Source organism: Paraplanobispora siamensis (assembly GCF_016863175.1).
GTDB classification, from domain to species: Bacteria; Actinomycetota; Actinomycetes; order Streptosporangiales; family Streptosporangiaceae; genus Planobispora; species Planobispora siamensis.
The window spans coordinates 76059-101841 of sequence record NZ_BOOJ01000064.1; the positions used below are offsets into that span (position 1 = coordinate 76059).

The 25783-nt window shown below is 72.5% G+C and carries 28 protein-coding genes and 1 pseudogene; 15 read left to right on the forward strand and 14 right to left on the reverse strand.

Features of this window, described 5'->3' with window-relative positions:
* Positions 1-17: 17 nt before the first annotated feature.
* The 6 genes from Psi01_RS34700 to Psi01_RS34725 all read left to right on the forward strand — a co-directional run bounded on the left by Psi01_RS34700 (position 18) and on the right by Psi01_RS34725 (position 5535).
* Positions 18-851, forward strand: a complete 834-nt coding sequence (locus tag Psi01_RS34700) for a 2-oxo acid dehydrogenase subunit E2 (protein WP_204068384.1) — start codon at positions 18-20, stop codon at positions 849-851.
* Positions 848-1198: a VOC family protein gene (locus tag Psi01_RS34705; RefSeq protein WP_204068385.1), complete on the forward strand. Its 351-nt coding sequence runs from the start codon at positions 848-850 to the stop codon at positions 1196-1198. Before Psi01_RS34700 ends, Psi01_RS34705 begins: the two co-directional genes overlap by 4 nt.
* Before the next feature lie 9 nt (positions 1199-1207).
* On the forward strand, positions 1208-1957 hold the full coding sequence (locus Psi01_RS34710; protein WP_204068386.1) for a L,D-transpeptidase family protein: 750 nt from the start codon (positions 1208-1210) through the stop codon (positions 1955-1957).
* Positions 1958-2009: 52 nt separating this feature from the next.
* Positions 2010-2876, forward strand: coding sequence for a universal stress protein (locus tag Psi01_RS34715; protein WP_204068387.1), 867 nt, complete (start codon positions 2010-2012; stop codon positions 2874-2876).
* A gap of 31 nt (positions 2877-2907) precedes the next feature.
* Positions 2908-3420: a nitroreductase/quinone reductase family protein gene (locus Psi01_RS34720; RefSeq protein ID WP_204068388.1), complete on the forward strand. Its 513-nt coding sequence runs from the start codon at positions 2908-2910 to the stop codon at positions 3418-3420.
* Between the two features lie 456 nt (positions 3421-3876).
* Complete coding sequence (locus Psi01_RS34725; RefSeq protein WP_204068389.1) at positions 3877-5535, forward strand: alpha/beta fold hydrolase; 1659 nt, start codon at positions 3877-3879, stop codon at positions 5533-5535.
* 122 nt (positions 5536-5657) lie between these two features.
* On the opposite strand, the gene Psi01_RS34730 is transcribed toward Psi01_RS34725, so the two are convergent.
* Positions 5658-6272, reverse strand: coding sequence for a TetR/AcrR family transcriptional regulator (locus Psi01_RS34730; RefSeq protein WP_204068390.1), 615 nt, complete (start codon positions 6270-6272; stop codon positions 5658-5660).
* Positions 6273-6383: 111 nt separating this feature from the next.
* Here Psi01_RS34730 and Psi01_RS34735 point away from each other — a divergent pair, with 111 nt between their 5' ends.
* Entirely contained in the window at positions 6384-7382 is a 999-nt protein-coding gene (locus Psi01_RS34735; protein WP_204068391.1) for a zinc-binding dehydrogenase, read from the forward strand.
* 178 nt (positions 7383-7560) lie between these two features.
* On the opposite strand, the gene Psi01_RS34740 is transcribed toward Psi01_RS34735, so the two are convergent.
* The gene (locus tag Psi01_RS34740) at positions 7561-7854 is read right to left on the reverse strand and encodes a methyl-accepting chemotaxis protein (RefSeq protein ID WP_204068392.1); all 294 of its coding nucleotides are present in this window, start codon (positions 7852-7854) and stop codon (positions 7561-7563) included.
* A 200-nt stretch (positions 7855-8054) separates the two neighbouring features.
* Between Psi01_RS34740 and Psi01_RS34745 the strand changes: the two genes are divergently transcribed.
* The 3 genes from Psi01_RS34745 to infA all read left to right on the forward strand — a co-directional run bounded on the left by Psi01_RS34745 (position 8055) and on the right by infA (position 9551).
* Positions 8055-8267, forward strand: coding sequence for a hypothetical protein (locus tag Psi01_RS34745; protein ID WP_204068393.1), 213 nt, complete (start codon positions 8055-8057; stop codon positions 8265-8267).
* Between the two features lie 240 nt (positions 8268-8507).
* Entirely contained in the window at positions 8508-9287 is a 780-nt protein-coding gene (locus Psi01_RS34750; RefSeq protein WP_239128248.1) for a GNAT family N-acetyltransferase, read from the forward strand.
* A gap of 39 nt (positions 9288-9326) precedes the next feature.
* A complete protein-coding gene (gene infA, locus Psi01_RS34755) occupies positions 9327-9551 on the forward strand; it encodes a translation initiation factor IF-1 (protein ID WP_204068395.1) in 225 nt (74 codons plus the stop codon).
* A 44-nt stretch (positions 9552-9595) separates the two neighbouring features.
* On the opposite strand, the gene Psi01_RS34760 is transcribed toward infA, so the two are convergent.
* The 6 genes from Psi01_RS34760 to Psi01_RS34785 form a co-directional block, all read right to left on the reverse strand.
* Positions 9596-10351, reverse strand: coding sequence for a GntR family transcriptional regulator (locus Psi01_RS34760; protein ID WP_204068396.1), 756 nt, complete (start codon positions 10349-10351; stop codon positions 9596-9598).
* A gap of 9 nt (positions 10352-10360) precedes the next feature.
* Positions 10361-11176 (reverse strand): tryptophan synthase subunit alpha, encoded by an 816-nt coding sequence (gene trpA / locus Psi01_RS34765; RefSeq protein WP_239128249.1) that lies wholly within the window; start codon positions 11174-11176, stop codon positions 10361-10363.
* Positions 11173-12378 carry a tryptophan synthase subunit beta gene (gene trpB / locus Psi01_RS34770; RefSeq protein WP_204068397.1) on the reverse strand — a complete coding sequence of 402 codons (1206 nt, stop codon included), beginning with the start codon at positions 12376-12378 and terminating at the stop codon, positions 11173-11175. Before trpB ends, trpA begins: the two co-directional genes overlap by 4 nt.
* A 96-nt stretch (positions 12379-12474) precedes the next feature.
* The gene (locus tag Psi01_RS34775) at positions 12475-13623 is read right to left on the reverse strand and encodes an epoxide hydrolase family protein (protein WP_204068398.1); all 1149 of its coding nucleotides are present in this window, start codon (positions 13621-13623) and stop codon (positions 12475-12477) included.
* A gap of 100 nt (positions 13624-13723) precedes the next feature.
* Positions 13724-14623, reverse strand: coding sequence for an SDR family NAD(P)-dependent oxidoreductase (locus Psi01_RS34780; RefSeq protein WP_239128256.1), 900 nt, complete (start codon positions 14621-14623; stop codon positions 13724-13726).
* 55 nt (positions 14624-14678) lie between these two features.
* Positions 14679-15545, reverse strand: a complete 867-nt coding sequence (locus Psi01_RS34785) for an NmrA family NAD(P)-binding protein (RefSeq protein WP_204068400.1) — start codon at positions 15543-15545, stop codon at positions 14679-14681.
* Positions 15546-15658: 113 nt separating this feature from the next.
* On the opposite strand from Psi01_RS34785, the gene Psi01_RS34790 reads away from it, so the two are divergent.
* Positions 15659-16591 (forward strand): AraC family transcriptional regulator, encoded by a 933-nt coding sequence (locus tag Psi01_RS34790; RefSeq protein ID WP_204068401.1) that lies wholly within the window; start codon positions 15659-15661, stop codon positions 16589-16591.
* A gap of 16 nt (positions 16592-16607) precedes the next feature.
* Here Psi01_RS34790 and Psi01_RS34795 read toward each other — a convergent pair whose 3' ends face one another.
* From Psi01_RS34795 to Psi01_RS34805, 3 genes are read right to left on the reverse strand one after another with little or no spacing between them, the layout of a single operon-like run.
* Complete coding sequence (locus tag Psi01_RS34795) at positions 16608-17093, reverse strand: hypothetical protein (RefSeq protein ID WP_204068402.1); 486 nt, start codon at positions 17091-17093, stop codon at positions 16608-16610.
* On the reverse strand, positions 17090-18592 hold the full coding sequence (locus tag Psi01_RS34800; RefSeq protein ID WP_204068403.1) for an ATP-binding protein: 1503 nt from the start codon (positions 18590-18592) through the stop codon (positions 17090-17092). The genes Psi01_RS34795 and Psi01_RS34800 overlap by 4 nt, the downstream gene beginning before the upstream one ends.
* 7 nt (positions 18593-18599) lie before the next feature.
* Positions 18600-19274 carry a response regulator gene (locus Psi01_RS34805; protein ID WP_204068404.1) on the reverse strand — a complete coding sequence of 225 codons (675 nt, stop codon included), beginning with the start codon at positions 19272-19274 and terminating at the stop codon, positions 18600-18602.
* Positions 19275-19466: 192 nt separating this feature from the next.
* Between Psi01_RS34805 and vanY-N the strand changes: the two are divergent.
* Positions 19467-19997, forward strand: a pseudogene (gene vanY-N / locus Psi01_RS34810) (D,D-peptidase/D,D-carboxypeptidase VanY-N); the annotation flags it as partial.
* Between the two features lie 54 nt (positions 19998-20051).
* Here the strand turns inward: vanY-N and rph are convergent.
* The 3 genes from rph to Psi01_RS34825 form a co-directional block, all read right to left on the reverse strand.
* Positions 20052-22652, reverse strand: coding sequence for a rifamycin-inactivating phosphotransferase (rph, locus tag Psi01_RS34815; RefSeq protein ID WP_204068405.1), 2601 nt, complete (start codon positions 22650-22652; stop codon positions 20052-20054).
* Positions 22653-22803: 151 nt separating this feature from the next.
* The gene (locus Psi01_RS34820) at positions 22804-23547 is read right to left on the reverse strand and encodes a methyltransferase domain-containing protein (RefSeq protein WP_239128250.1); all 744 of its coding nucleotides are present in this window, start codon (positions 23545-23547) and stop codon (positions 22804-22806) included.
* Between the two features lie 34 nt (positions 23548-23581).
* Complete coding sequence (locus Psi01_RS34825) at positions 23582-23989, reverse strand: hypothetical protein (protein WP_204068407.1); 408 nt, start codon at positions 23987-23989, stop codon at positions 23582-23584.
* 92 nt (positions 23990-24081) lie between these two features.
* Between Psi01_RS34825 and Psi01_RS34830 the strand changes: the two genes are divergently transcribed.
* From Psi01_RS34830 to Psi01_RS34840, 3 genes are all read left to right on the forward strand, one after another.
* Positions 24082-24462, forward strand: coding sequence for a hypothetical protein (locus tag Psi01_RS34830; protein ID WP_204068408.1), 381 nt, complete (start codon positions 24082-24084; stop codon positions 24460-24462).
* Positions 24463-24485: 23 nt separating this feature from the next.
* On the forward strand, positions 24486-24899 hold the full coding sequence (locus Psi01_RS34835; protein ID WP_239128251.1) for a MarR family winged helix-turn-helix transcriptional regulator: 414 nt from the start codon (positions 24486-24488) through the stop codon (positions 24897-24899).
* 178 nt (positions 24900-25077) lie between these two features.
* On the forward strand, positions 25078-25617 hold the full coding sequence (locus Psi01_RS34840) for a YdeI/OmpD-associated family protein (protein WP_204068410.1): 540 nt from the start codon (positions 25078-25080) through the stop codon (positions 25615-25617).
* Positions 25618-25783 lie beyond the last annotated feature (166 nt).

Below are 25783 nucleotides of genomic sequence, written 5' to 3' on the forward strand. Positions count from 1 at the left end.
TGGTGAGGAGGGCTGTCATGGCTGACCGTCTGATCGGGTGGCGCAGGCTGGCCGGTGCCAGCTGGGGCCGCCCACGCGATCCGCAGTTCTTCGGCGATCTGGAACCGGACGCCGCGGCGATGCTCTCCTACATCGAGGACGTGCGGCAGCGCTGCGGCGTCCGCCTCACGGTGACCCACCTCGTCGGCCGGGCGGTGGCCCACGCCCTGGCCGCCGTTCCCGAGCTGCGGGTACGGCTGGCGCGCGGGCGCAGCTTCACCAGGGACAGCGTGGATGTGTTCTTCATCGCGGCGGCCGACGAGGGCAGGGAGCTGACCGGCAGGAAGGTCCGCCAGGCGGACCGCAAGTCGGCCGTCCAGATCGCCGAGGAGCTGCGGGACCTGAAGTCGGGCGGTGACGCGCAGCTGGAGCGCGGCAAGGCGCTGCTGGCCGGCCTTCCCCGGCCGTTGCTGCGGGCGGCGCTGGGCCTGTCGGCGTGGCTCACCTCTGATCTCAACCTCGATCTGGGCCGCTTCGGCCTGCCCCGGCAGGCGTTCGGCGGCGCGATGATCACCTCGGTCGGGATGTGGGGGATCCGCCGCGCCTACGCACCGCTCGCCTTCTACTACCGGGTACCGGTCGTGGTGCTGGTCGGCGCGGTGCGCCAGCAGCCGGTGGCCGTCGCGGGCGAGGTCGTGGCACGGCCCGTGCTGCCCCTCACCGCGACCTTCGACCACCGCTACACCGACGGCTTCCACGCCGCGCGCTTCGCCGCCGCGATCGGCGAGTACTGCGCCGATCCGAGGCGCTTCGAGCCGATCACCCCCTCGGAGCAGACCGTCTCCGCCGGAAGCGGGAGGGATCAGAGATGAAACACGCCGTAGTGCACTGGGAGATCGGCGGCCCGGACCACGGACGCCTGCGTGATTTCTACACGGGCATGTTCGGCTGGCCCACGCAGACCGCCGACGAGAACTACACGCTGGTCCAGCCGGAGCAGGGGCCCGGCGGCGGGATCATGCGCACGGGCGGGACGATGCCCGCCTACGTCACCTTCTATGTCGAGGTCGACGACCTCGACAAGATGCTGGACCGGGCCGTCGAGCTCGGCGGAGCCCGGGCCGTCCCGCCCACGAAGATCGGTGAGGGCATGGAGTTCGCCCTGTTCACCGACCCCGCGGGCAACCTCGTGGGCCTCATGGCCCTCGCAGGGGAGTGAGGGGATGAGATGTTCCGTCACTGTGTGGCCGTGCTGGCCGTGGTCGCGTCCACCGGCGGGGCGGTCACGACCGCCCCGCCCCGGTCCCCGACCGGGCCGCCCGCAGCGACGGTGACCGCCCGTGGGCCGGCGCTCCCGTCACAGGGCGCGACCGTCCACCGGCGGCCGGTCCTGCGGCAGGGCGCGAGCGGGACCGACGTACTCGCGTTGCAGCGCCGGCTGAGCGGTCTCGGTTACTGGATCGGCCGGGTGGACGGCAGGTTCGGCCCACTCACCACGCAGGCGGTCTACGCGCTGCAGAAGGCGGCCGGGCTGGGTCGCGACGGCGTGGTGGGTTCCAGGACCTGGACGGCTCTGGACCGCGGTGTCCGCCCGGCCGCCACGACCGTGACCGGGCGCAGGGTGGAGATCGACCTCGGGCGCCAGCTGCTGCTGCTGGTCATGAACGGCAGGGTGGAGCGGGTCTTCAACACCTCCACCGGCAGCGGGCGGACCTACACGGTGGGCGGCACGGTCAAGCGCGCCGTCACCCCGCGCGGCGCCTACACGGTCTACCGCCAGGTCAACGGCTGGGATCGGGGACCACTGGGCTCGCTGTACCGGCCGAGATACTTCAACGGCGGCATCGCCGTCCACGGCTACGGGTCGGTCCCGCCGTACCCCGCCTCGCACGGGTGCGTCCGGGTGAGCCTGGACGCCATGGACTGGATCTGGTCGAGCCCCTGGCTGAAGGTCGGCCACACCGTGGTCGTGCGCTGACCGCAGGAACCACGCGGTCCCGGCCGGATGAGGGAAGACACAGGAGGAGAGCATGACAGCGCATGTGGTGGTGGGAACGGACGGTTCGCCTCCCGCGACGGCGGCGGTCGAATGGGCCGCCGCCGACGCCGGGCGGCGCGGCTGCGCGCTGCGGATCGTGCATGTGTGCGAGCCGTGGTTCTACGACATCCCGTTGCAGACGCCGCCCGGGTTCCGCGACTCGGTGACGGAGTACTGCCGGGGCGTCATCGACACGGCAGCGGAGCGGGCGCGCGAACGCGCGCCGGGGATCGAGATCGGCACCCTGCTGGAGCCCGGCCGGGTGGGGGAGGTGCTGCGGCGCGAGGCCGAGGACGCCGAACAGGTCGTGGTCGGCAGCCGCGGTCTCGGCGGCTTCAGCGGTCTGCTGCTCGGCTCGGTCTCCCTGGCTCTGGCCGGTCATGTGGCGGCACCCGTCGTGGTCGTCAGGAACGTGCCGGCCCGCCCCCGCGGCCGGATCGTGGTCGGCTTCGACGGCTCCGAGCACGCCACCGTGGCGCTGCGGTACGCCTTCGCCGAGGCCGTGCGCCGCAAGGCTCACCTGCGGGTGGTCCACACCTGGCGGATCCCCCCGATCGGGCCGGGCGCCATGGTCTACACCTCGCTGGTGGAGGACGTCGCCGCCGCCGAGCACAAGACGGCCGAGGAGGAGCTGGCCCCGTGGCGGGAGAGCCATCCCGGGGTGGAGGTGGAGCACAAGGTGGTCGGCGGGCACCCGGTCCAGGTCATCTGCGAGGCGTCCCGGGAGGCCGACCTGACCGTCATCGGCTCGAGAGGGCGCGGCGCGGTCGGCTCCGCGGTGCTGGGTTCGGTCAGTCACGGGGTGCTGCACCACGCCCACAGCCCCGTGGCGGTGGTGCGCGCACCGGGAGAGGCCTGAGCTCTCCGGCGTATCCTCCCCAGGAGGGGTCATGACGAGACCCGTCACAGCAGGCAAGGCCCGGTCGCTTTCCTCGGGGGAGCGGCTCAGGATGCGTATCGAGCACGAGGTGGACACCCGGTCCGTCGGCTTCGGAGTGTGGCTGCTGCGCCTGACCCGCGGGCGGGCCGCCCATCTGTGGCGCAGGCAGGCTCTGGTCCTCACCACCCGGGGCCGCAGGACGGGCCGGGAACGCACGGTGCCGCTCCAGTTCTTCCCGGACGGCGACGACGTGATCGTCGTGGCGGCGAACAGCGGGCTTCCCTCGCCTCCCGGCTGGTACTTCAACCTCACGGCCGCATCCGGGGCACGTGTCGAGGTGGACGGCCTGACCCGTCACGTGCGTGCGCGGGAGCTGACCGCCCCTGAGGCGGACGCCTTCTGGCCACGCGTGCTGGATGCGGCTCCCGACTACGCCAGGTTCTCCAGGCGCCTGGGCCGCAGGCCCCCGCTGGTCCGCCTCACACTCGATCCGCCTTCCGGGAACACCGGTGCCGCGGAGTGATGTGAATCTACAATGTAAAGGTGTTGGGTATTTACACATACAACCCGGCCAGCTACCGCCCCAGCTGATGAAGAACACAATCGGCGGCAACGAGGGGAAGGCCGAGGAGTGCGAGACCGGCCGGCGACGGCGGCCGGGGTCTCCTCGCTCGCCTCGTATTCCGCCACGGCCGGTTCCGCCATGACTGAGCATGCTGACACGGACGGCCGGGACCGGTCCTGCCCTTTTCCGGCGGTTACGGCCGTCGCACCGCTTCGGGGATCAGATTATGGCAATAGTCGGGATCTTCCGGATCATGACGTTGTATCGTTCTGCCGTCGATTCGTCGCGGTCAACACGGGGGCCGCGTTCGCTGCCGCCGACTCCGAGAGTCGTTGTGGCCGCCGACAGACGATGACCCAGGTCGACTGAGCGCCCCACGCGCGGGCCCGTCGGCCGATCGGCGATTGGAGCACTGTGCCGGCAAGATTCCCCCTGCTCGCCGCCGCCTTCGCGGTGATGGCGACGCTGTTACCCGTATCACCCGCCGTCGCTGCGGGCCCCGCGGACGCAGCCGCGGCGACCCCTGCGCCGTCGGCCACCCCGAAGCCCTCGGCGACCCCCACGGCGTCGCCGACCCCGACGACCTCACCGGCCCCGCCCCCCGGCAAGGGCCGCATCACCTGGGCGCCCTGTGAGGAGGAGCCCTCCGCCGAGTGCGGCAAGCTGGCGGTGCCGATCGACTGGTCCCGTCCGAACGGGCCGACCGTCGATCTGGCCGTCGCCCGCCGCAAGGCCACCGACCCCGCGGCCCGCGTCGGATCCCTGGTCATCAACCCGGGCGGTCCCGGCGGATCGGGCGTGGAGGCCGCCTACGGCGCTCCCGGTTTCTTCACCCCGGAACTGCAGAAGCACTTCGACATCGTCGGCTTCGACCCCCGGGGCGTGGGCCGCAGCCACCCGGTGATCTGTTCGGCGTCGGTGTACAACCAGATGCCGCACGCCGTCATGAAGAGCCAGGCCGACTTCGCCGAGTGGAGCGCCTACGCCAAGAGGCTGCGCGCGGACTGCCGGGCCCGTACCGGCCCGCTGTACGACCACGTCGACTCCGTCAACGTCGCACGCGACCTGGACGCCCTGCGCGCCGCGCTGGGCGAGGAGAAACTCACCTTCTACGGCATCTCGTACGGCACGCTGATCGGTCAGATGTACGCCGAGTTGTTCCCGAACCGCATCCGGGCCATGGCCCTGGACAGCAACATGGACCACAGCCTCGGCGTCAAGGCCTTCCTCGACAGCGAGGCCGCCGCCGTCGAGGACGCCTTCGACCAGTTCGTCGGCTGGTGCGACCAGGAGCCCGCCTGCGCCCTGCACGGCAAGGACGTGCGGGCGGTGTGGGAGCGGATCCTGGCCAAGGCCCACAGCGGCAAGCTGTACTACCCGGGCGTCACCGACCGCCCGATGACCGAGATCCAGGTGCTGTGGCAGGGCGTGCTGGGCAACGAAGGGCCCGCCTGGCAGCTGCTGAGCGAGATGCTGCGCGCCCTGGACGGCGGTGCGCCGCCGGAGTGGGTGCCCCCGCTGCCCGGCCGCCAGCCCGTCTCGGGCGAGGTCGCCCACCTGCCCACCGCGATCCTGTGCCAGGACTACCGGCTGCGGGTGCGCAACTACAAGGAGTACGCCTACCTGCTGCGCAGCAGCAACCGCCGCGCCCCGGACATGCGCTACAACCCGATGCCGATCGAGGACCTGCCCGTCTGCCTCGGTCACCCCACCACCAACCCGCAGCACCGGCTGCGCTACACCGGCAGCGCCCCGATCCTGCTGGGCAACTCCCTGCACGACCCCTCCACGCCGTACTCGTGGTCGGCCAACGTGGCCCGCCAGCTCGGCCCCAAGGCGCGCCTGATCACCTATGAGGGCTGGGGCCACCGCATCTACGGCAAGGACGAGTGCAGCACGGTGCCGATCGACAACTACCTGATCTCACTGACCCTGCCCCCGCACGGCTTCCGCTGCCCGGTGGGCGGAAGAGTCGAGACCCTGACCGCCAAGAAGAAGCAGCAGCGTGAGCTGTGGCCGACCGACGGGCTCCCCTGGAGCGCCCCGCTGCCGGCCGCCTTCTCCCGCCCGTGACCCGCTGTGCGGCCGGCGCCGGAGCGTCCCGGACGTCCGGCTGAGCGCAGAGCGGTTTCGACCCGGCTCCGCCATGCCGCCGCGGCATGGCGGAGCCGTCGCGTCCCCGCCGCGCGCGACTCTCAGGCAGCGCCCTCGGTGAGGGCGTCCCAGGCGGCCATCGCGCAGGTGATGACCTCCTCCAGCTCGGCGCGGCCGGCGCCGTCGCGGGCCTGCACCGACAGGCCCTGCACCACGGTGGTGTAGTAGCGGGCGACGGCGTCGAGACCGGCGGGCGGCGCGGTGAGGTCGCCGTCGGTGACGCCGCGGGCGAGCCGGTCCCTGATGGCGCTGAACATGCCGCGCCGCAGGTCGGCCAGGAACTCCCGGACCGTGTGGTTCTCCACGGCTCCGGTGGGCGCGGCCAGGATGAGCATGCAGTAGTGCGGTGTGCCGGGGCGGGTGATCTCGTCGGCGGTGGCGCGCAGCATGGCGTGGATCGCGGCGCGCGCGGTCGGCTGCTCGCGCAGCGCGCGCCTGGGCGGCTCGCCCGAGGTCGCGCCGTACAGCGCCATGACCTTGCGGAAGAGGTCCTCCTTGCTGCCGAAGCAGGCGTAGATGCTGGCCGAGGCGATTCCCATGGCCCGGGCCAGGTCGTTGAGCGAGGTGCCCTCGTAGCCGCGTTCCCAGAACAGGTCCAGCGCCGTGCGCAGGGCGGTGTCCGGGTCGAAGGTGCGCGGCCTGCCGCGAGTAGCCATCCAGAGCCCTTCCGGAATTCTTTGTCGTTCGATCAATTTTACCTTGACCTGCGCTGGAACGCCATGACACGTTTTATTTGTCGTTCGATAAACAATAGAAGGCGGGTTGTCATGAGCATCCCCTCCACCATGCGCGCCCTGCAGCAGAGGTCCCTGAACGGCCCGCAGGACCTGCACCTGATCACCGACGTGCCGGTACCGAGTCCGGGCCCGGGCGAGATCCTCATCCGGGTCACCGCCGCCGGCGTCAACTTCGCCGACATCTCACAGGCCCGGGGCGCCTTCCCGGACGGCCCGCAGCCGCCCTATCTGGCGGGCATCGAGGGCGCCGGTGAAGTCGTCGCCGTCGGCGAAGGAGCGACCGGCCCGCGGACCGGTGCCCACGTCGTCGGCGTCGGCATCGGAGGCGGCGCCTTCGCCGGGTACATGGCGCTGCCCGCGGCCGGCGCGGTGCCGGTGCCGGCGGGCTGGGCCGATGAGCAGGCGCTGGGCCTGGTCGTGAACTGGCCGACCGCGCTGGCGGCGCTCAAGCCGCTGGGCGGCCTCACCGCCGGGCAGAGCGTGCTGATCCACGCCGCGGCCGGCGGGACCGGTCAGGCCGCGGTGAAGATGGCCAAGCACTACGGCGCGACGGTGATCGCCACGGCCTCGCCGGGTAAGCACGAGGTGGTACGGGCGCTGGGCGCCGACCACGTCATCGACTCACGCGACGCCGGCCTCGCCGCCGAGGTCCTGGCCCTGACCGGAGGCGCGGGCGCCGACCTGGTACTGGAGTCGGCCGGCGGTGCCACCCTCCGGGCCAGCCTGGCCGCGGCCAGGCGGGTCACCGGCCGGGTCGTCGTGTACGGCCTGGCGGGCGGCGAGGCCGCGATCACCAACCGGGACCTGGTCTACGAGCACCAGGTCCACCTCGTCGGCCTGAACATCGGCACCCTGATCCGATCCGCGCCGCAGATCTTCGGTGAGGTGATGGGCGAGCTGTCCGGGCTCATGGCGGCCGGAGTGCTCGGTCCCGGTCGGCCTGCCACCTATGAGCTGGCCGAAGGGCCGAAAGCGCTCGCTGACCTGGAAGCGCGGGCCACCGCGGGCAAGCTGGCGCTACTGCCCTGAACGGGCCCCTCGGACGGTGACCGGCGCGTCGGGGCCGGGAGCGCGTACGGTGCGCTCCCGGCCCCGGGAGGGCCGTTCCGCCGGCAGGGCGGCCGCCCGCCCCTCGGGATACGGAACCGCGTGATGCGGGACCCCGGGATACGGGACCGTGTGATGCGGAACCGTGTGATGCGGGACCTCAGAGGCGGAACCGTCCCACCAGCGTGTTGAGGTGCGCGGAGTTCTGCGCCGGTTCCTCCGAGGCCCGCCGCACCTCATCGATGCCGCCCACCGTGGCCTGCGCGGTGGCGGCGATCTCCCGCATGCTCTGGGCGATGGTGGTCGCGCCGCCGGCGGCCTCGGAGCTGTTGCCCGCCATGCTGTCGGTGGCGCTGCCCTGCTCCTCCACCGCGCTGGCGATGCTGCCCTGGTGGTCGTTGACCTCGCCGATCACCCGGGCGGTGGTGGAGATCGCCGCGACGGCCGTGGCCACGTCGGCCTGGATGGCGGTGATGCGCGCGGTGATGTCTTCGGTGGCCTTGGCGGTCCTGGGCCAGGTCCCTGACCTCGGAGGCGACCACGGCGAAGCCCCTGCCGGGGTCGGCCGGTGCCGCGCCCACGGAGCTGCACCTGCCGCGTTCGTTCGCCCCGGCGGGCACCACCGTCGTCAGCGACCTCGGCACGGTCAGCGGCGTGCCCGCCTCCGGCCCCGTCAGGGCCGTCCACGAGTCCGGCTCCTCCTCGGCGTACCGGCTGCAGCTCACCGCGGCCGCCGGATCCCCGCATGCGGTGCACCTCGCCCTGGTCGTCAACACCACGACCGGCGCGCCCGTGACCCCCGAGCAGCCGGCCGCGGCCCGCACCGAGCTGTCCGTCTGGGCGAACCGCCACTTCCCCGCCGGCTGAGGCCCGGGGACGGGATCGGGCCGGGTCTGCGGAAAACGGCTGGACGGGACGACGTCCGCGCCGGTAGTGTGCCGCGAGCCGTGACAGACCCAAGGAGGTGAGACCCGTGAACGCTGTTCGATGTGGGTGCTCCCTCTCGCAGTCACGGTCGGGCGACTGACGCAGGTGTCGCCGGGAGTGCCTCGACAGGGCGATCCCGAAAGGCGGCAACCAATGAATTCAGCGCGTTTCATCTCGGATATGGGCAAGCATGCCGTAGTCGTCAACCGGGTCGCGGAGACGCAATGGCACGCGGTGGAGGATGACCTGACGATCGGCCGCGGCCACACCTCGCGCAGGCCCGACGGGCGGATGTTCCTCAGCATCGACGCCTGGCACGGCGCGGCCTTCGACCGGCTCGCCGACACCATGCTGGCGGACCTGCCCAAGCCGCTGTACACGATCGCCGACGAGGCCGACCTCGACCTGATCTCGCAGTGGGAACGGGCCGGCTTCACGATCCGGCGCCGCGAGGGGGAGTACCTCGTGCCCACCGATCCGCGGGTCACCGGACTCGGCTCGGCGCCGCCGCCGGCGGGCGTGACGATCGTGGCCGTGGGCCGGGCGCGGCGGGGGCCCCTGCTCACGCTGGACCGCCTGATCCGCGAGGAGGTCGAGGCCACCGTCGGATGGCAGGAGATGCCCGCCGAGGTGCTGCCCCGCCCGGACGGCGCCGGCGCGGTGGACCCGTCGCAGTACGCGGTGGCGGCGCAGGGCGACGAGTACGTCGGTCTGCTCCGGGTGGCGACGGTGCTCCGGCAGCCGCGGTGCAGGCGGATCGGGCTGATCGCGGTCCGGTCCGGCCTGCGACGCCGTGGCGTCGCCCGGGCGCTGCTGGCCCATGTGCTGGGCTCGCTGCACCGCTGCGGGATCGAGACGGCATCGGCCGATGTGAACGAATCCAACAGGGCGGCCGTGGCGCTGTTCGAGGGGGTCGGCGCCCGGCGCGCCGGCGGAAACCTGGAACTGGTGCTGCGCTGAGGCCGGCCCCATGAGCACCGATCGGACAAGGACGAGAACATGGTCAGAACGACAGAAGGCATCGAAGTCGAGGGCACCGTCATCGAGTGCCTGCGCAACGCCACCTTCAGGGTGGAGCTCGAGAACGGGCACAAGGTGCTGGCGCACATCAGCGGGAAGATACGCAAGAACTACATCAAGATCCTGCCGTACGACCGGGTGCTCGTGGAGCTCAGCGCCTACGATCTCAACCGCGGCCGGATCCTCTACCGCTACAGGACGTAGCGGCGGGCGGGACGGCGCGTCCGTGGGCCCCCGTCTGCGTGCTCTCAGCTGGTGGCGCCCCAGGTGAGGGACAGACCGGTGGCGGCGCGTTCGGTGCGGATCTCCATCATGCTGCCCAGGATGGTGGCCTGGTCGGCCACCACGGGCGTGGCGTCGAGGGTGTAGGTGATCCGGGTGCTGACGAGCACCGGGCTGCCCGGCGGCTCGTGGAGGTGGCGGGCGGCGGCGGGGTCGAGCAGACCGGGCCGGACCACCTCGGCCGCCCGGGCGACCGTCACCCCCGCGTCGGCCAGGGCGGCGTACAGGGAGACGGCGGTGAAGTCGCGCTCGCGGATCTCATCGGCCACCGGCCGCCGTACCCAGGACACCTGGTGCACGGCGGGGCGTCCGGCGAACTCGCGGACCCGCTCCAGCCGCAGGGCGGTCTCGCCCGGAGGCAGCCTCAGCTCCGCGGCGATCCGGGCGGGCACCCGGCGCACCGCCCGCCCGGCCACCGCGGTGCGCACGTCGTGGCCCTGTTTACGCAGGTCGTCGACCAGGCTGCGGAGCGAGTCGAGCTGGTAGGCCAGGTGGGGCGGGGCGACGAAGGTGCCCTTGCCGGGCCGCTGCACGATCAGCCTCTCGTCGCTGAGCTCCCGCAACGCCTGGCGCAGCGTCATGAGGGTCACCCCGTAGGAGGCGCTCAGCTCCCGTTGCGGCGGCAGGGCCTCACCGGGGGCGTAGTGTCCCGAGCGGATCTTCGCGGCGAGGTCGGCGGCGATGGCGCGGTATCTCGCCTCGTGCCCGGCGTCGGGACTCATCGTGCTCGGTCACACTCCTGGTCGAGGGCTTGCGTCGAGGGCCTGCCTCAGGGTCGCGAGGAAGTCCCGCAGGTCGTCCGGCTCCGCCCCGTCGAGCACCCGACGCATGATTGCGGCGCCGACCACCACGCCGTCGGCGTGCCGGCGGGCCTCGCGTGCCTGCTCCGGGGTGGAAATGCCAAATCCTAACAAGACCGGCCGGTCGGTGACGCGCCTGATCCGCCCGGCGAGCTCGGCCGCCGACGCGGCGAGGGCGGCCCGCTCACCGGTGGTGCCCATCAGCGACACCGCGTAGACGAATCCGCGGCTGCGGCGGGAGATCTCGGCCAGCCGCGGCTGCGGCGTCGAGGGCGAGGCCAGCAGGGCCGGCTCGATCCCGGCGTCGGCGGCCGCGTCCGTCAGCTCGCCGGCCTCGTGCACCGGCAGGTCGGGCACGATCAGGCCGGCGACGCCGGCCCGGCGCAGCGCGGCGCAGAACGCCCCGGGGCCGTCGTGCAGCACCAGGTTGTAGTAGGTGCTGACCACCAGCGGCACGCCCAGGTCCGGCATGCCGGACAGCTCGGCGAGGATGCCGCGGGTGCTCGCCCCCCGGGCCAGCGCCATGTGACTGGCCTGCTGGATGGTGACGCCGTCCAGGGTGGGGTCGGAGAAGGGCAGGCCGACCTCGATCGCGTCGGCCCCGGCGGCGGCGAACGCCCGCAGGTAGTGCGTCCAGCCGGGCGTGATCCCCCCGGTGAGGTACGGCATGAGCAGGCCGCGGCCGCTGTCGCGGCGGGCACGCAGGTGGCGTTCGACCGTGCCGGCGGCCAGGGCGGGGTTCGTCACAGCAGCTCCTTGTAGGTTGAGACGTCCTTGTCGCCCCGGCCGGACAGCGTCATCATCACCGTCGATCCCGCGGGCAGGTCGCCGTCGCCCGCCGCCCGGATCACCCAGGCCAGGGCGTGCGCCGACTCGAGCGCCGGGACGATGCCCTCGGTGCGCGCCAGCCGTACCGCCGCGCCGACCGCCTCCTCGTCGGTCACCGTGACGTAGCGGGCCCGGCCCAGGTCGCGCAGGTGGGCGTGCTCCGGGCCGACGCCCGGGTAGTCGAGTCCGGCGGCGATGGAGTGCGCCTCGATGATCTGCCCGTCGTCGTCCTGCAGGAACAGCGAGCGGCAGCCGTGCAGGACGCCGAGCCGGCCGCGGGCCGCCCCGGCGCCGCCCTGCGCCTCGACGCCGACCAGGCGCGCCGGGGTGCCGGCGAATCCGGCGAACGTGCCGGCCGCGTTGGAACCGCCGCCGACGCAGGCGACCACGTAGTCCGGGACGCCGGTGCGCAGCTCGGCGGCGCACTGCCCGCGGGCCTCCTCGCCGATGACGCGCTGCAGCTCCCTGACCATCCACGGGTACGGATCCGGCCCGACGACCGAGCCGATGCAGTAGTGGGAGTCACCGGTCGCGCCCACCCAGTGCCGCATGGCCTCGCTGGTGGCGTCCTTGAGGGTACGGCTGCCCGTGGTCACCGGGACCACCTCGGCGCCCAGCATGCGCATCCGGAAGACGTTCAGCGCCTGCCGCCCGATGTCGCGCTCACCCATGAACACCGTGGCCTCCAGGCCGAGCAGCGCGGCGGCGGTCGCGGTGGCCACCCCGTGCTGGCCCGCTCCCGTCTCGGCGATCAGCCTGCGCCGTCCCATCCGGGTGGCCAGCAGAGCCTGGCCCAGCACGTTGTTGATCTTGTGGGATCCGGTGTGGGTGAGATCCTCGCGCTTGAGGTACAGCCGCACGCCCAGCGCCTGCGACAGCCGGCGGGCCGGGGTGAGCGGGGTCGGCCGCCCGGCGTGCAGGGCGAGCAGCCGCGCCAGCTCGCCGCGGAACCCCGGATCCGCCCAGGCCCGCCGGAAGGCCTCCGCCACCTCGCGGCAGGCCTGCACCAGGGACTCGGGCGCGTACTGCCCGCCGTACTCGCCGAACCGGCCTCTCGCCCCGGGATCGCCCATCGTCGCGTCCGGCGGGGCCGGCTCGCGCCATGCCGGCACGTCTCGCATGTCACACTCCAATCGTTCTATAACTCTTGAAAGAGTTCTATAACACGGAGTGTGGCATGGGCAGCCCGGGCGCGCCACCCCGCCCGGGCCGGGACGTCAGCGCAGCGGCCGGAAGAACGTCCGGATGTCGGCGACCAGGAGATCCGGCGCCTCCATGGCGGCGAAGTGCCCGCCGCGGTCGAACTCCGACCAGTGCACGACGTTGTCGTCCTGCTCGGCGACCCGGCGGATCCCCGCGTCCCCGGGGAAGACCGCCACACCGGTCGGGACCTGCGAACGGCCCAGCGGCTGCGACCAGTCCATGGCGCCGTCCTTGTACAGGCGCGCCGAAGATCCCGCCGTGCCGGTCAGCCAGTAGAGGCTCACATTGGTGAGCAGCTGGTCGCGGTCGACGGCATCGTGCGGCAGCTCCCTGGCCGGGTCGGTCCACTCCTTGAACTTCTCCACGATCCACGCGAGCTGGCCGGCCGGGGAGTCGTGCAACCCGTAGGCCAGGGTCTGCGGCCGGGTGGACTGGATCGCCGCGTAGCCGGAACGGTCACCGGTGTCGGTGTAGAGCCGCATCCGCGCCTGTTCGGCCTCGTTCAGACCGGGGTAGGCGTCCGGGCCGCCCCGGGGGTAGCCCAGCGCGCCGTTGACGTGCACCCCGACGACCTCACCGGGCGCGACGCGGCCGAGCACGGGGGAGATCAGCGAACCGGTGTCGCCGCCCTGGGCGCCGTAGCGCCCATAGCCCAGCCGGCGCATCCACTCCTGCCAGGCGCGCGCGATCCTGCGCAGGCTCCAGCCGGTGCTGCGGGTCGGGCCCGAGAACGCGAACCCCGGCAGGGAGGGCGCCACCACGTGGAAGGCGTCGGCCGGGTCACCCCCGTGCGAACGCGGATCGGTGAGCGGCCCGATGACCTTCATGAACTCCACGATCGAACCCGGCCAGCCGTGGCTCATGATGAGCGGCAACGCCTCGGGTTCGGGGGAGCGCGCATGCACGGCGTGCAGGCGCTCCCCGTCGATCACGGTCGTCACCTGCGGGAACCGGTTCAACGCCGCCTCATGGACACGCCAGTCGTAGCCGGTCCGCCAGTATTCGGCCAGTCGCCGCAGATAACCGACCGGGACGCCGTGCGACCAGTCGCCGACCGGCCCGTCCTCGGGCCAGCGGGTACGGGCCAGCCGCGTACGCAGGTCGTCCAGATCCGCCTGCGGTACCGCGATGCGAAAGGGCCGCAGTGTGGTGTCCTCCGTCATGTCCGCACCTCGCAACCTTCCTCGGGCATCGGTGATCCATACGAGCCGCAGGCACCCTTACCCCGGCGGATCCGCACTCACCTCGCGCGGCCCGGGCCGCTCACTCCGGCAGGCCCACGAGCCTGGCGCTGTCGTTCCACAGCGCCTTCGCCAGTTCGTCGCTGCGTGCCGATCGCGACGGGTCCGGCCAGGTGAGCCGTGCCCGGCGCAGGGCGGCGTAGGTGCGCAGGTCCGGGGGCGCGGCGAGACCGAGAGCCAGGTCGGCCAGCGCGTTCCCCGCGGCGGCGCGGCCGTTGAGATGGGGGTTGAACCTGCCCAGCGGCCGTCCCAGCACCGGTGCGCCCAGCAACGACCAGCCCGTCCGCATGGGGAGCGGCAGATGCTTGGCCAATCCTGTCCCGAACACCTGCCCCGGATCGTAGGCGATCACGGTGAGCGGCCGGGCCCGGCCGTCGCGGTGCCCGGACAACGATCGTGCGGTCAGTACGGTGCACAGTTTGGACGCGGTGTAGGCGTGCTCGCCCGCCTTGCGCGGCCGCCGGTCCCGGCCGGGATCGAGGTCGGGGTGCGCCAGCAGTTCCGCGTCGGCGTGGCGCGGCGGCGCCAGCCCGGCGCGGGTGGCGGGGTCGTGCGCGCCGCTCGTGGTCAGTACGACGATCGCTCCCTCTGCCAGGACCGGCAACATCAGGCGCAGCAGCAGGTAGTGCGCCAGATGGTTGACGGCGAACGTCGTCTCGAAACCGTCGGCGGTCCGGCCGGTGGCATCGGCGAGGATCACCCCGGCGTTGAGCACCAGTGCGTCGAGGAGAGTGCCGTCCAGTCGCTGGCGGACCGACGCCGCGAAGGCGCGCACCGAGTCCAGCTCCGTCAGGTCGAGCGGGACCGACTCGCCGACGGACGCCGGCCGGCGCCCGCCCAGGATCAGCCGGGCGCCCGGCGGCAGTGTCAGCCGTTCGGCGGCGACCGCGCCGAACCCGGAAGTGCCGCCGGTCATCACCATCGTCGACACGCTGCCTCCTCCAACGGGTGCCTTCTCAAGCGTCGGACGCCGGGTGTCACAGGGCGGTCTTCGCCAGATGCCGCAGTGTCTCGCCCAGCCCGGTCGTGCAGGTCAGGAGCCTGTCGCCCACGGGATGCAGGAGATCGCGCTGCTCGGCGTCGTACAGGCCGGCGAGCTCCTCGGCGAGCTGGGGCGGAAGGCCGGCCTCCACCATGGCGGCGACCCACTGCGGCTGTGCGATGGTGACCACCCGAAGCGGCCTGCCGAGGACGGCGGCCAGTTCCTCGGCCACCTGCCGCTCGGTGTATCGAGGGCCGTCCAGATCGATGACCTCGCCGGCCGGGGGAGTGGCCAGCAGGGCTTCGGCGACCACTCCGCCGACGTCGCGCGTGGCGACCATCGGAATCGGCACGTCGGGCGAGTCGCCGAAGACGTGGTAGAGACCGGCTCCGGCGGCGGCGCCGAGCACCGTTTCCACCTTCTCCTGGAAGTGGCAGGAGCGGATCGCGGTCAACAGCACACCCGTGCGGCGCAGCCGGCCCTCCAGATGATGGAGCCAGCGGATGGGCCCGGTGCCCTCGGCCAGCTCGGCCCCGATCGAGGACAGCATCACCACGTGCGGGACACCGCTGTCCAGGACCGCCCCGGCGATGGAGTCGGCCAGCCGGCGATGGTAGGCGTCGGCCTCGGCCGCCGCCGGATCGGTCGGCAGCAGGACGAACGCCGCACGGCAGCCGCGGAACGCCTCAGCCAGGGCCGCCCTGTCGCCGAAGTCGGCGACGACGGCCTGCGCGCCGGCCCCGGCCCAGGCTCCGCCCCTGGCCGCGTCGCGGACCACGGCCCGCACCGGCGCCCCCCTGTCCAGCAGCCGCCTGGCGGCCGCGCCGCCGACGTGGCCCGTCACTCCGGTGATCGCGTACATCGGGTACCTCCGGTAGATCGTCGTTGTGCGTCACGATCCAGTGAACCCACCCGCGCAGAGACGATCCATATTCCGAACGCTTGGTTCCATTTCTGCCCGTCTACACTGAGCCGATGGACCCGCTCGCTGCCCTCCTCGATGGCGTCCGTGCCCGCAGCGCGGCGTTCTGCCGGGTGATCCTCGAACCGCCCTGGTCGCTGCGGATCGCCGACAGGGCCGCGCTCGCCCTGGCCACCACGCTGCACGGCGCCGCCTGGATCGTGCCCGACGAGGGTGAGCCGGTGCTGATGCGCACCGGGGACGTGGCCGTCATCAAAGGGCCGAACCCGTACACCATCAGCGACGACCCGGCTACCACGCCGAAGATCATCGTTCATCCGGGCAACCGCCTGACCACCGTGGACGGCGCCGACATCACCGAGGACCTGCGGCTCAGGCCGCGCACGACCGGAGACGCCCCCGAGGGGGCGGCGATCGTGGCCAGCGGGACCTACCAGGTCAGCGGGGATGTGAGCGAGCGGCTCCTGAACGCCCTGCCGGAGATCGTGCTCGTGCCGCGGCCGGGCGCCCAGGCCCCGATCATGGAACTGCTGGCCCAGGAGGTCAACGGCGACGGACCCGGCCAGCAGGTCGTCCTCGACCGGCTCCTGGACCTGGCACTGATCGCGACCCTGCGCGCCTGGTTCGCCCGCCCCGAGGCCCGGGCGCCCGGCTGGTACCGGGCGCAGAGCGATCCGCTGATCGGCCCGGCGCTGCGGCTGATCCACGAGAACCCGGCCCGTCAGTGGACGGTGGCCTCACTGGCCGAGAAGGTGGGCGCCTCACGTGCGGCGTTCGCCCGCAGGTTCGCCACCCTCGTGGGGGAGCCGCCCATGGCCTACCTCACCGGCTGGCGGATGACGCTGGCCGCCGATCTCCTGCGCTCCTCCGAGACCACGATCGACTCGGTCGCCCGGCACGTCGGCTACGCCAACGCGTTCGCGCTGAGCGTGGCCTTCAAACGGGTCCGCGGAGTGTCCCCGAGCCGCCACCGCGCAGGCGGGTGACACGCCTTGCCGACCGTCACCCCGGGCAGTCGCGGGGGTCGACCTCCTGCCCGGCGCCGGCGACGGTGACCCGGGCGGGGCTTCGCGGCACCGTGGCGACGGCCGTGCACACGATCTGCCCGACGGCCAGGGCGGACAGCTCACCGGCCGCGGCGGAGGGGGTCACCACCAGGCGGCCGGCCGGCTCGATCGTCACCGAGAACGGGCCGGCTTCGGGCGGGACGTCGCTGGTGAATCCGTGCGACTGTTCCCTCGCGGTGGGCCCGGCCGCCAGCAGCGCGAGGGAGTGGGCCGGGAACAGCAGCCGGCCGCCGGGCCGCGTCACCGGGTGGAGCCGGCCGTTCTTCACCAGATAGACGGTGATCGCCGTGGCCGGTGCGGCCGCTCCGCTCGGCGGCTCCCCGGCGAGGATGACGTCGCTGGGCTGCACGCCGCAGCCGGTCATGGCGATGAGCGACACGAGGCCCGCGGCGAGCGCGCGGCGGGCCGGTCCGGTCCTCACTCGGGGCCTCCGTCCAGGTCGTGTGCCCGGCGCGGCAGGCGCAGGGTGAACACGGCGCCGCCGTCCGGGGCGTTGGCGACGGTGAGGTCGCCCCGGTGCAGGCGCGCGTTCTCCCGCGCGATGGCCAGGCCCAGGCCGCTGCCCTCGGACCTGGCCCTGGCCGCGCTGGCCTTGTAGAAGCGGTCGAACACGTGCGGCAGCACCGCTTCGTCCAGCCCCGGCCCGTGGTCGCGGACCTCCACGGCGATCCGGTGCGGGTCGGCGCCAAGCCGTACCGACACCGGCGGCTCGCCGTGCCGCAGGGCGTTGCCGACCAGGTTGGCGAGGACGACGTCCACCCGGCGCGGGTCCAGCCGTGCCGTCACCCCGTCCGGAAGCTCGGTGGTCACCTGCTCCGACCAGCCCCGGGTCCGCAGGCTCGCGCGCACCAGCTCGGCCACGTCGACCTCGTTCAGCGCCAGGGCCGCGACGCCGGAGTCGAACCTGCTGATCTCGATGAGGTCGTTCACCAGAGCGGTGAGGCTGAGCGTCTCCTGGCTGACCAGCCGGGCGGCCCGGCCGGCGGGCTCGGGCAGCCGGGCCGCCTCCTCGTCCAGGACGTCGGCGACCGCGGCGAGCGCGGCCAGCGGGGTGCGCAGCTCGTGGGAGACATCGGCCACGAACCGGCGGGCGTCGGCCTCCATCCCGCGCAGCTGCTCGACGTGCCGTTCCAGCTCCGCGGCGGTGTCGTTGAACGTGCGCGCCACCTCGGCCAGCTCGTCGGAGCCGCGGACCGCGATCCTGGTCTGCAGTTCGCCCTCGCCCAGCAGCCGGGCCGCCCGGCCGAGCTCACGCACCGGGCGCAGCACGCCACGGGTGGCCAGCGACGCCAGGACGACCGCGAACGCCAGGGCCGCCCCGCCGGTGAACCAGGCGCGTGCGGCGAGCCCGTCGATGCTGCGCTGTTCGGGACTCAGGTCGCGCGCGAGGTAGACCTCGATGCCGGAGAGCCGCGCGGTGCGGTCCTGCTCGACGATCAGCAACGGCGTACCGATGATCAGCAACGGCGTGCCGTCCCGCACCACGCGCTGCCACGCCACGTCGCCGCCGGCCACCGCCTCCCGCAGCCCCTCCGGGATCATGCCGGGTTCCAGGACCGTCCCGTCCTGCTCAGGCTCCCCGCTCCCCGGCAGCGGCGGCGGGCCGGGCCGATGCCCCGGCGGCGACTGGACCTGCGAGTGCGCCCCCCGGTAGACGGCGATCGCGGAGCCGTGCTGGTCGCTCACCGCGCCGGCGATCAGGTCGAGCTCCTGCGGGCCCGGCGCCGCGCTCCGCAACGGGTAGAGCGCCTGCAGGCGGCCGGTCATCGTCCGCACCGCGGCGTCCTGGGCCCGCTGCAGGATCTCGTTGCGAGCCTGGACGTACAGCCCGCCGGCCACCGCCGCCGCGGTGACCACGCACAGCAGGGCGAAGGCGGACAACAGCCGGGCACGCAGCCCCAGGCTCGGCCAAGATGCCATCGGCGGCTCACACCGGCCCGAACCGGTACCCGAACCCACGCACCGTCTGCACGTAGACGGGCGCCGCCGAGTCGTCCTCGATCTTCGCGCGCAACCGCTGCACGCACGCGTCCACCAGACGCGAGTCGCCGAAGTAGTCGTGCTCCCACACCGACTCCAGCAGCTGCTGGCGGCTGTGCACCCGGCCCGGCGTGCCGGACAGCTCCAGCAGCAGGCGCAGCTCGGTCGGGGCCAGGCCCACCGGTACGCCGCGTTTGGCGACCACCAGCCCGGCCCGGTCGACGGTCAGGTCCCCGTGCCGCTCCAGCTCCGCCTGGTCCCGGCCGATCCGCCGCAGCACCGCGCGGATGCGCGCCTCCAGCACCCTGGGCTGCACCGGCTTGACCACGTAGTCGTCGGCGCCCGCCTCCAGCCCGGCGACCACGTCGATGTCGTCGCCGCGCGCGGTCAGCATGATGATCGGCACCTGTCCGGCGGCGCGGATGCGGCGGCAGACCTCGAAGCCGTCCATGCCGGGCAGCATCAGATCGAGCACGACGACGTCGGGGAGGTCGGTACGCAGCCGTTCCAGCCCCTGCTCGCCGGACTCCACCGCGCGCACCCCGTGCCCGTGCCGGCTCAGGGCCAGCTCCAGGCCCTCCCGCACCGCCGGGTCGTCCTCGATCAACAACACTCGCGACACGCCGCCGAGTATCACAGCACGCCCCCGTAACTCGCCCGCCGGACCATCCCGTCCACTGTCGGCCGGCCGTGTCCCCGCCCCGTCCGCGCCATGTCATGGTTGTGTCACGGTCGCACGGGCGCCGGGCGCCGTCGACAAACGGTGACATGCGGCGGACGACGCACGCATATTCGGCGCCAATCGTAGTTCGGCATGAGCGAACCACGCACTCTTCCACCCCGGCCCCGGGACCGGCTGTACGCCGCGCTCACGCTGGTGCTCGCCGTACTGCTGTTGCCCGCGGCGTTCGCCCGCCATCCCGGCCGCGCCCGCGAACTGGCCTGCCGCTGGGCTCTGGGGATGCGATTTCCCGCCGAGGACCTCACCGGGCTCACCGACGGCGCCATGGCGGCGTTCACCGCGGCGCGCACCGAGGCGCTGTGGCGGTACGGCCAGCTCATCGGCCTCACCTCCGGATATCGCGATCCCGCCGTCCAGCAGCGGATGTTCGACGAGGAGGTGCGCCGCTCCGGCTCCCCGGCCTCGGCGCGCATGCTCGTGCTGCCACCGGCCGAATCCGGCCACGTCAGGGGCATCGCGCTGGACGTGCGCCCCCACGAGGGCGCGCGCTGGCTGGAGGAGCACGGCGCCCGCTACGACCTCTACCGCATCTACGACAACGAGTGGTGGCACTTCGAGCACCGCCCGGGCAGCGGCGGCAGGCCGCCACGACGACGGCCCCACCCCGGCGCGGACCATCTCGGCGCAGACCCCCGGGCCTTGCCGGTGAGCGGCCGGTCAGGACAGGATCTCGACGTACCCGTCGCTTCCGTGCACGCGGATCCGCTGCCCGTCGGCGATCAGCCGGGTGGCGTCCACCACGCTGACGACAGCCGGCAGGCCGTACTCCCGTGCGATCACCGCGCCGTGCGTCATCAGCCCTCCGACCTCCGTCACCAGGCCCGCGACGGCGACGAAAAGGGGCGTCCAGCTCGGGTCGGTGTGGGTCGTGACGAGGATGTCACCCGGTTCGAGATCGGCCCGGGCCATGTCCACGATGACGCGGGCGCGCCCTTCGACGGTCCCGGCGGAGACCGGTAGGCCGGCCAGCGCGCCGGCCGGCACGTCGTCGCGCCGGTACGCCCCGGTGACGGCCTCGCCGTCCGAGGTGAGCACCCGGGGCGGCGTGAGCGCCTGGTGGTACCGGTGCTCCTCCTTGCGCCGCCGGATGAGCCGCCCGTCCACCCGGTGGGTGCGCACGACCTCGTGGAGCTCGTGGAATGTGAGATAGAAGGCGTCCTCCTCCCGGGCGAGCACGCCGGCCCGCACCAGCCGCCCGGCCTCCTCCAGCAGGGCCTGCTTGTAGACGAAGTAGCGGCTGACGATGCCGTACTTCGGGTACTCCCGGTAGCCGATGAAGGTCCGGACCCGCTCGATCATCCGCTCGGTTTCGCCGGCCTTGCGCTCCCCGTCCGGCAGGGCCCGCAGGCGTTCGAGCACCTCCTGCGCCTTCTCGCGCGCCTGCTGCCGTCCCTGCTCGAAGCGCCGCTTGGCGGCGCCCGGCTCGAAGTTCCTGACGTTGTCGAGGATCACGGGCACGAGCGTGGCGGGGCGCTCGCGCCAGCGCGGCCTGGTGATGTCGATCTCGCCGACGCAGCGCATGCCGTACCGCTCGAGGTAGGCCTCGATGGCGTGGCGCGCCTGGCTCCCGCCCTCGAACTTCGGCAGCTCCTCCAGGAAGCCGTCATCCTGGACGCCCTGCAGGAATGCCACCACCTGCGGATGGGGGCGGATCACGTCGGCGACGTCGAGCAGCGCCAGGCCCATCTCCGAGGTGATGTTGCCGGGGGCCGACAGCGTGAGGGTGTCGGCCGCGTTCTTCTCGCCCAGCCATTCCTGCAGCCGGTCGTTGAGCCACCAGGTGGCCTCCATCCCCGCCATGATCGCCTGCATGCTCAGCGGATCGCCGAGGACCCGCTTGTGCTCCTGGAAGGCCTCCAGCAGGAAGTCGAACAGCGCCGGTCCGCTCTTCGCCCGGATGTCGCGCCGCAGAGCGGCGATGGAGGCCCGGCTGCGCTCGATCAGCTCGGTGACGACGGCCGGATCGGTCTCGATCGGCGCGGGCGGGCTGCCGATCGGCGGCCCGCCGGGACCGCTGTCCGGCAGCGTGGGGACGAAGTCGCCGCGGTCGAGGACGGTCTGCAGCGCGTCCCTGATCAGCGGATCGGACCTGCCCGTCATCTCCAGGAACCCGGAGCGGCTCGCGGGCGAGGCCAGGTGCCGGGTGGCGTCGACGAACAGCCGCCCGCCGGCCTCGTGCATCGGCGCCATGGCCGTCAGCTGCCACATGGACAGCCCCAGCGGCTTCATCGGGTCGGTCATCATCTGCTGATGGCCGACGGACAGGTAGACGTGGTTGTCCCGGTCGGCGGCCGCGGGGACGGGGAACAGCGTGGTGATCGGCCGGCTCTGCACGATTTGGAAGTCGTCGCCGACCAGGCACCATTCGATGTCCTGCGGGTGGCCGAAGTGCGCTTCGATCCGCCGCCCGAGCTGCACGAGCCGTACGACCTGGGCGTCCGTCAGCGCCGGCTGCCGCTGTCGCCGCGGGTCGATCGCCACTTCCTGCGTCCCGCCGGCCGGCAACGGGCGGATGGCGCGCTGTTTGTCGGCGACCGCCTTGGCGATGATCTCGCCGTCGCGCACCTTGAACACATCCGGGTTGACCAGGCCGGAGACCAGGGCTTCACCGAGGCCGAAGCCGGCGTCCACGGTGGCGACCTTCCGGTTGCCCGTGACGGGGTCGGCCGTGAACAGGATGCCGGCCGCGTCCGGGAGGACCATCTGCTGCACGACCACGGCCATGTGGACCTTGCGGTGGTCGAAGCCGTTGCGCCGGCGGTAGGTCACGGCCCGCTCGGTGAACAGCGAGGCCCAGCACCGGCTGACGTGCCGCAGGATCGCCGCCGGGCCCACGACGTTCAGGTAGGTGTCCTGCTGGCCGGCGAAGGAGGCCGTCGGCATGTCCTCCGCCGTCGCGCTGGATCGTACGGCGCAGGCGGCGTGCTCGCCGAGCCGGGCGAGCGCGCGGGTGATCGCCGCGGCCAGATCGTCCGGGACGGCGGTCTCCTCGACGGTCCGGCGGATCTCCGCACTGAGCGTGCGGATCGCCTCCCGGTCCTCCGCCTCCAGGCGTGACAGCCGATCGAGCAGGTCGGTCATCGCCGGCGCATCCGCCACGACGCGCCGGAAGGCGTCCGTCGTCACGCAGAACCCGGCCGGTACGCGGACGCCTTCGATCCGCGACAGCCCGCCCAGATTCGCGCCCTTGCCCCCCACGACCGCGACCTGCGTCCCGTCGACCTCTCGAAGATCCAGAACCTCTTGAAGCTCCAGCACACCCACGTCGTACCCCCGTCTCCTCGCCGGTGCGGTGTCCGGCCGCCGATTCTGCGGCAGGACCCGGGTCTTGCCGCAAGCCCCCCTGCGCGCTATACGTTAGAAGCGGCAAGGAGTGCGAGCTCCTTGCCCTCTGCTTTCGCAGGCTCTTTCAGCCGCCGGTGGCTGAGACGACGAACATGGGCAGGGCGAGGAAGAGCCGGTCGCGCCCGGCGCGGGCCTTCTGCTCGGCGGTCCATGAGTCGTGCTGCTCCTGCGTGATCGCGCCGCAGTCGAGTGCCGCGTGAGCGGCGCCGGTCAGCAGGGGGAGGATCATGCCGTCGGTGAAGACCGCGGTGCGGACCTCGACCTCGACGCTCTCGAACCCGCACTCCAGCAGGAGATTGCGATAGCGGCGGGCGGCCCGCGGGCTGGTGATCAGATCGGCGCGGGCGTGGACGATGGCCCGGGTCAGCTCGGGCCGGTCGGAGTCGATGACGAACGTGTCCCAGTCCTGGCCGATCAGGACGATCCGCCCGCCCGGAGCGAGCACCCGGGCCGCTTCGCGCAGGGCCTGTCCGGCATCGGCCAGTTCGTGAAGCACCTTGTCGGCGCGGTAACCGGTGACCTCGCCGGTGTTCAGCGGCAGCTCGTAGGCGGTGCCGGGGCGGAAGTCCGATGAGGGGTAGCGTTCCTTCGCCACGGCGATCATCTCGTCGTCGAGGTCCACGCCGATGGCCCGCACTCCCTGTCCGGCCAGCTCGCGGACGGCCAGGCCGGCCCCGCATCCCACATCGACCACGGACGCCCCGGGCGAAAGGCGCAGCAGCTCATAGGAGCGCGAGCGCAACGCCTGTGCGGCGGGGAGCGCGTCGACGGCGTCGAGCAGGGGGATCAGTTCTCTCGCGTTGGACATGTCACCCAGCATCGGACTTGAAGTCGACGTGAGGTCAAGCGTGCGGCTCCGCCTGCCCGTCGGCTGCCCGCGGCCTCAGGAGCACCGCGACGGCCTGTGCGACCTGTTCCGGCTCGGCCAGATGGGACAGGGGAAGATCTTCGACGCGGTCATCGAGCGGGTTTCGCGCCCTGAAGAGCATCCAGTACCAGCCGTCGCCGGATTCCTCGGCGCTCGTGAGCTGATCCGGTGCCCTGGTACGCCAGAGGACACACACTTCGAGGCAGCCCGACCGGTGTGCCTGCTCCGGTGCGAGGTCGACGACGGAGTAGTCCCAGTCCTCATCGCGTTCCGCCCGGCACACGCCGATGCCGACGGCGTTCAGGGCCTCTTCGACGGCGCCGAAGTAGGCGTCGGAGGTCCACCCGTCAGGGCGCTGCCAGGGAGAGAGTCGCGGCACCATACCTACCGATATTGACGTACCGCATCCGCCGCCGACAGGGCGCCGGAGTTTCCGGCTTCCAGACATGTATGCGTTTCGCATATATTTCCGATATGGAGTCGGCACTGGAAGCAGCCATCAACGAGTGGCACGCGAGCGTGAATGACGGCGACCTGGAGCGTTCGGCGAGGGCGGTCGGCGATTCGATCATCGTCCTGGGCCCGAAGGGCGTCGGACCGATCACGCCCGGGCAGTTCGCGCAGTGGGTGGAGCGCTCCGGGATCACGTTGCAGCCGCGGTCGTGGCATCCGGTCGGCGAGCGCCTCATGGTCGTGGAGGAGGACGCCGCCTGGCCCGGGAGCGAGGCCCCGACCCGGGTGGCGACGGTGTTCCGGGTGGCCGATGGGAAGGTGACGGCAGCCCTCCGGCTGCCGGATCTGAAGCAGGCGCTGGAACTGGCCTACATCTGCCGTGAGATGGCGGCCACCGAGTGAGCACCCCGGGGCCTGGACAGGCCTTGTTCGCGTTCGTCCGGTACTGGTCACGCAGGCCTCCGGCCGGCGACGACAAGGTGGCCGAACGGGGCCGGCTCGTGCTCGTCACCGAGGCCGTCGATGCGCTGACCGAGCGAGGAGCCGCGGCGACGGTCAATGCCGTGGCGCGCGAAATCGGCATCGACCAGAGCGGTGCGTCGCGACTGGTCAAGAGCGCGGCGGAGGCCGGGTACCTGACCATGCGGTCGTCGGATGCCGACGGCCGTCAGCGCCGGGCGGCACTCACCCCAACCGGCCACACCATGCTGGATCAAGCCAGGGCCTGGCAGGAGCAGGTCTTCGACCGGCTGACGGAGGGCTGGAGCGAGCAACGGCGTCGCGGCTTCCAGCGGGCGATGACGGAACTGATCGACCGGTCCCGCGCACTGGACGCGTGACCTGGGAGCTGCCGCTGCTGTACGTGACCACCCTGATCACTTTGACCACCCTGACCGCCTGACCGACGCCGGAGCCACGCGTGAGGCCGAAACGGTCCTTGAAAGTGCTCATTTGATGAGTACTTAAAGGGCGAGGATGGTCACAGGTTCCCGATCGAGACCCGGAAGGTCATGACCGATGATGCACTTCACCGACGCCGCCCAGTGGGAGTCGTGGCTGGCCGCACACCACCGGGACGAGGGCGGCGCCTGGCTGGTGATCGCGAAGAAGGACTCGCCCGTCGCGGCGATTACGATCGAGCAGGCGCTGGAGGTGGCGCTGTGCTACGGCTGGATCGACAGCCACCGCCGTGCCCTGGACGAGCACCGTTTCCTGCAGCGCTACTCGCGCCGCCGCCGGGGCAGCGCCTGGTCACGGGTGAACGTCGAGCGCGCCGAGGCACTGACCGCCGCCGGGCGCATGCGCCCGCCCGGCCTGGCGCAGATCGCCGCCGCCCGGGCGGACGGCCGCTGGGCGGCGGCCTACAGCGCCCAGCGCGAGGCCACCGTCCCGCCGGACCTGGCCCGGGCGCTGGCGCACTGCCCGCAGGCCGCCGCCCGCTTCGAGGCGCTGGGCAGGACCGGCCGCTACCGGATCATTCTGCCGCTGCTGAAGGCCAGGACCCCGGCCGGACGCGCGGCACGCCTGGACAAGGCGATCTCCGGCCTGCTGGCCTGACCTCCCGCCCCGGCCACGCCCCGGGCGGCCGCTTCCCCGTGACATCTGCCGTGCGGGCAGACCGTACGCGCACCGGACGTCACCGCAGCGATGGACACCCGCGGCGCGGCAGGGCTTTACGGCGACTGCGGGACGGCATCCGGACTCGGTCATGCGGGGCTCTCGG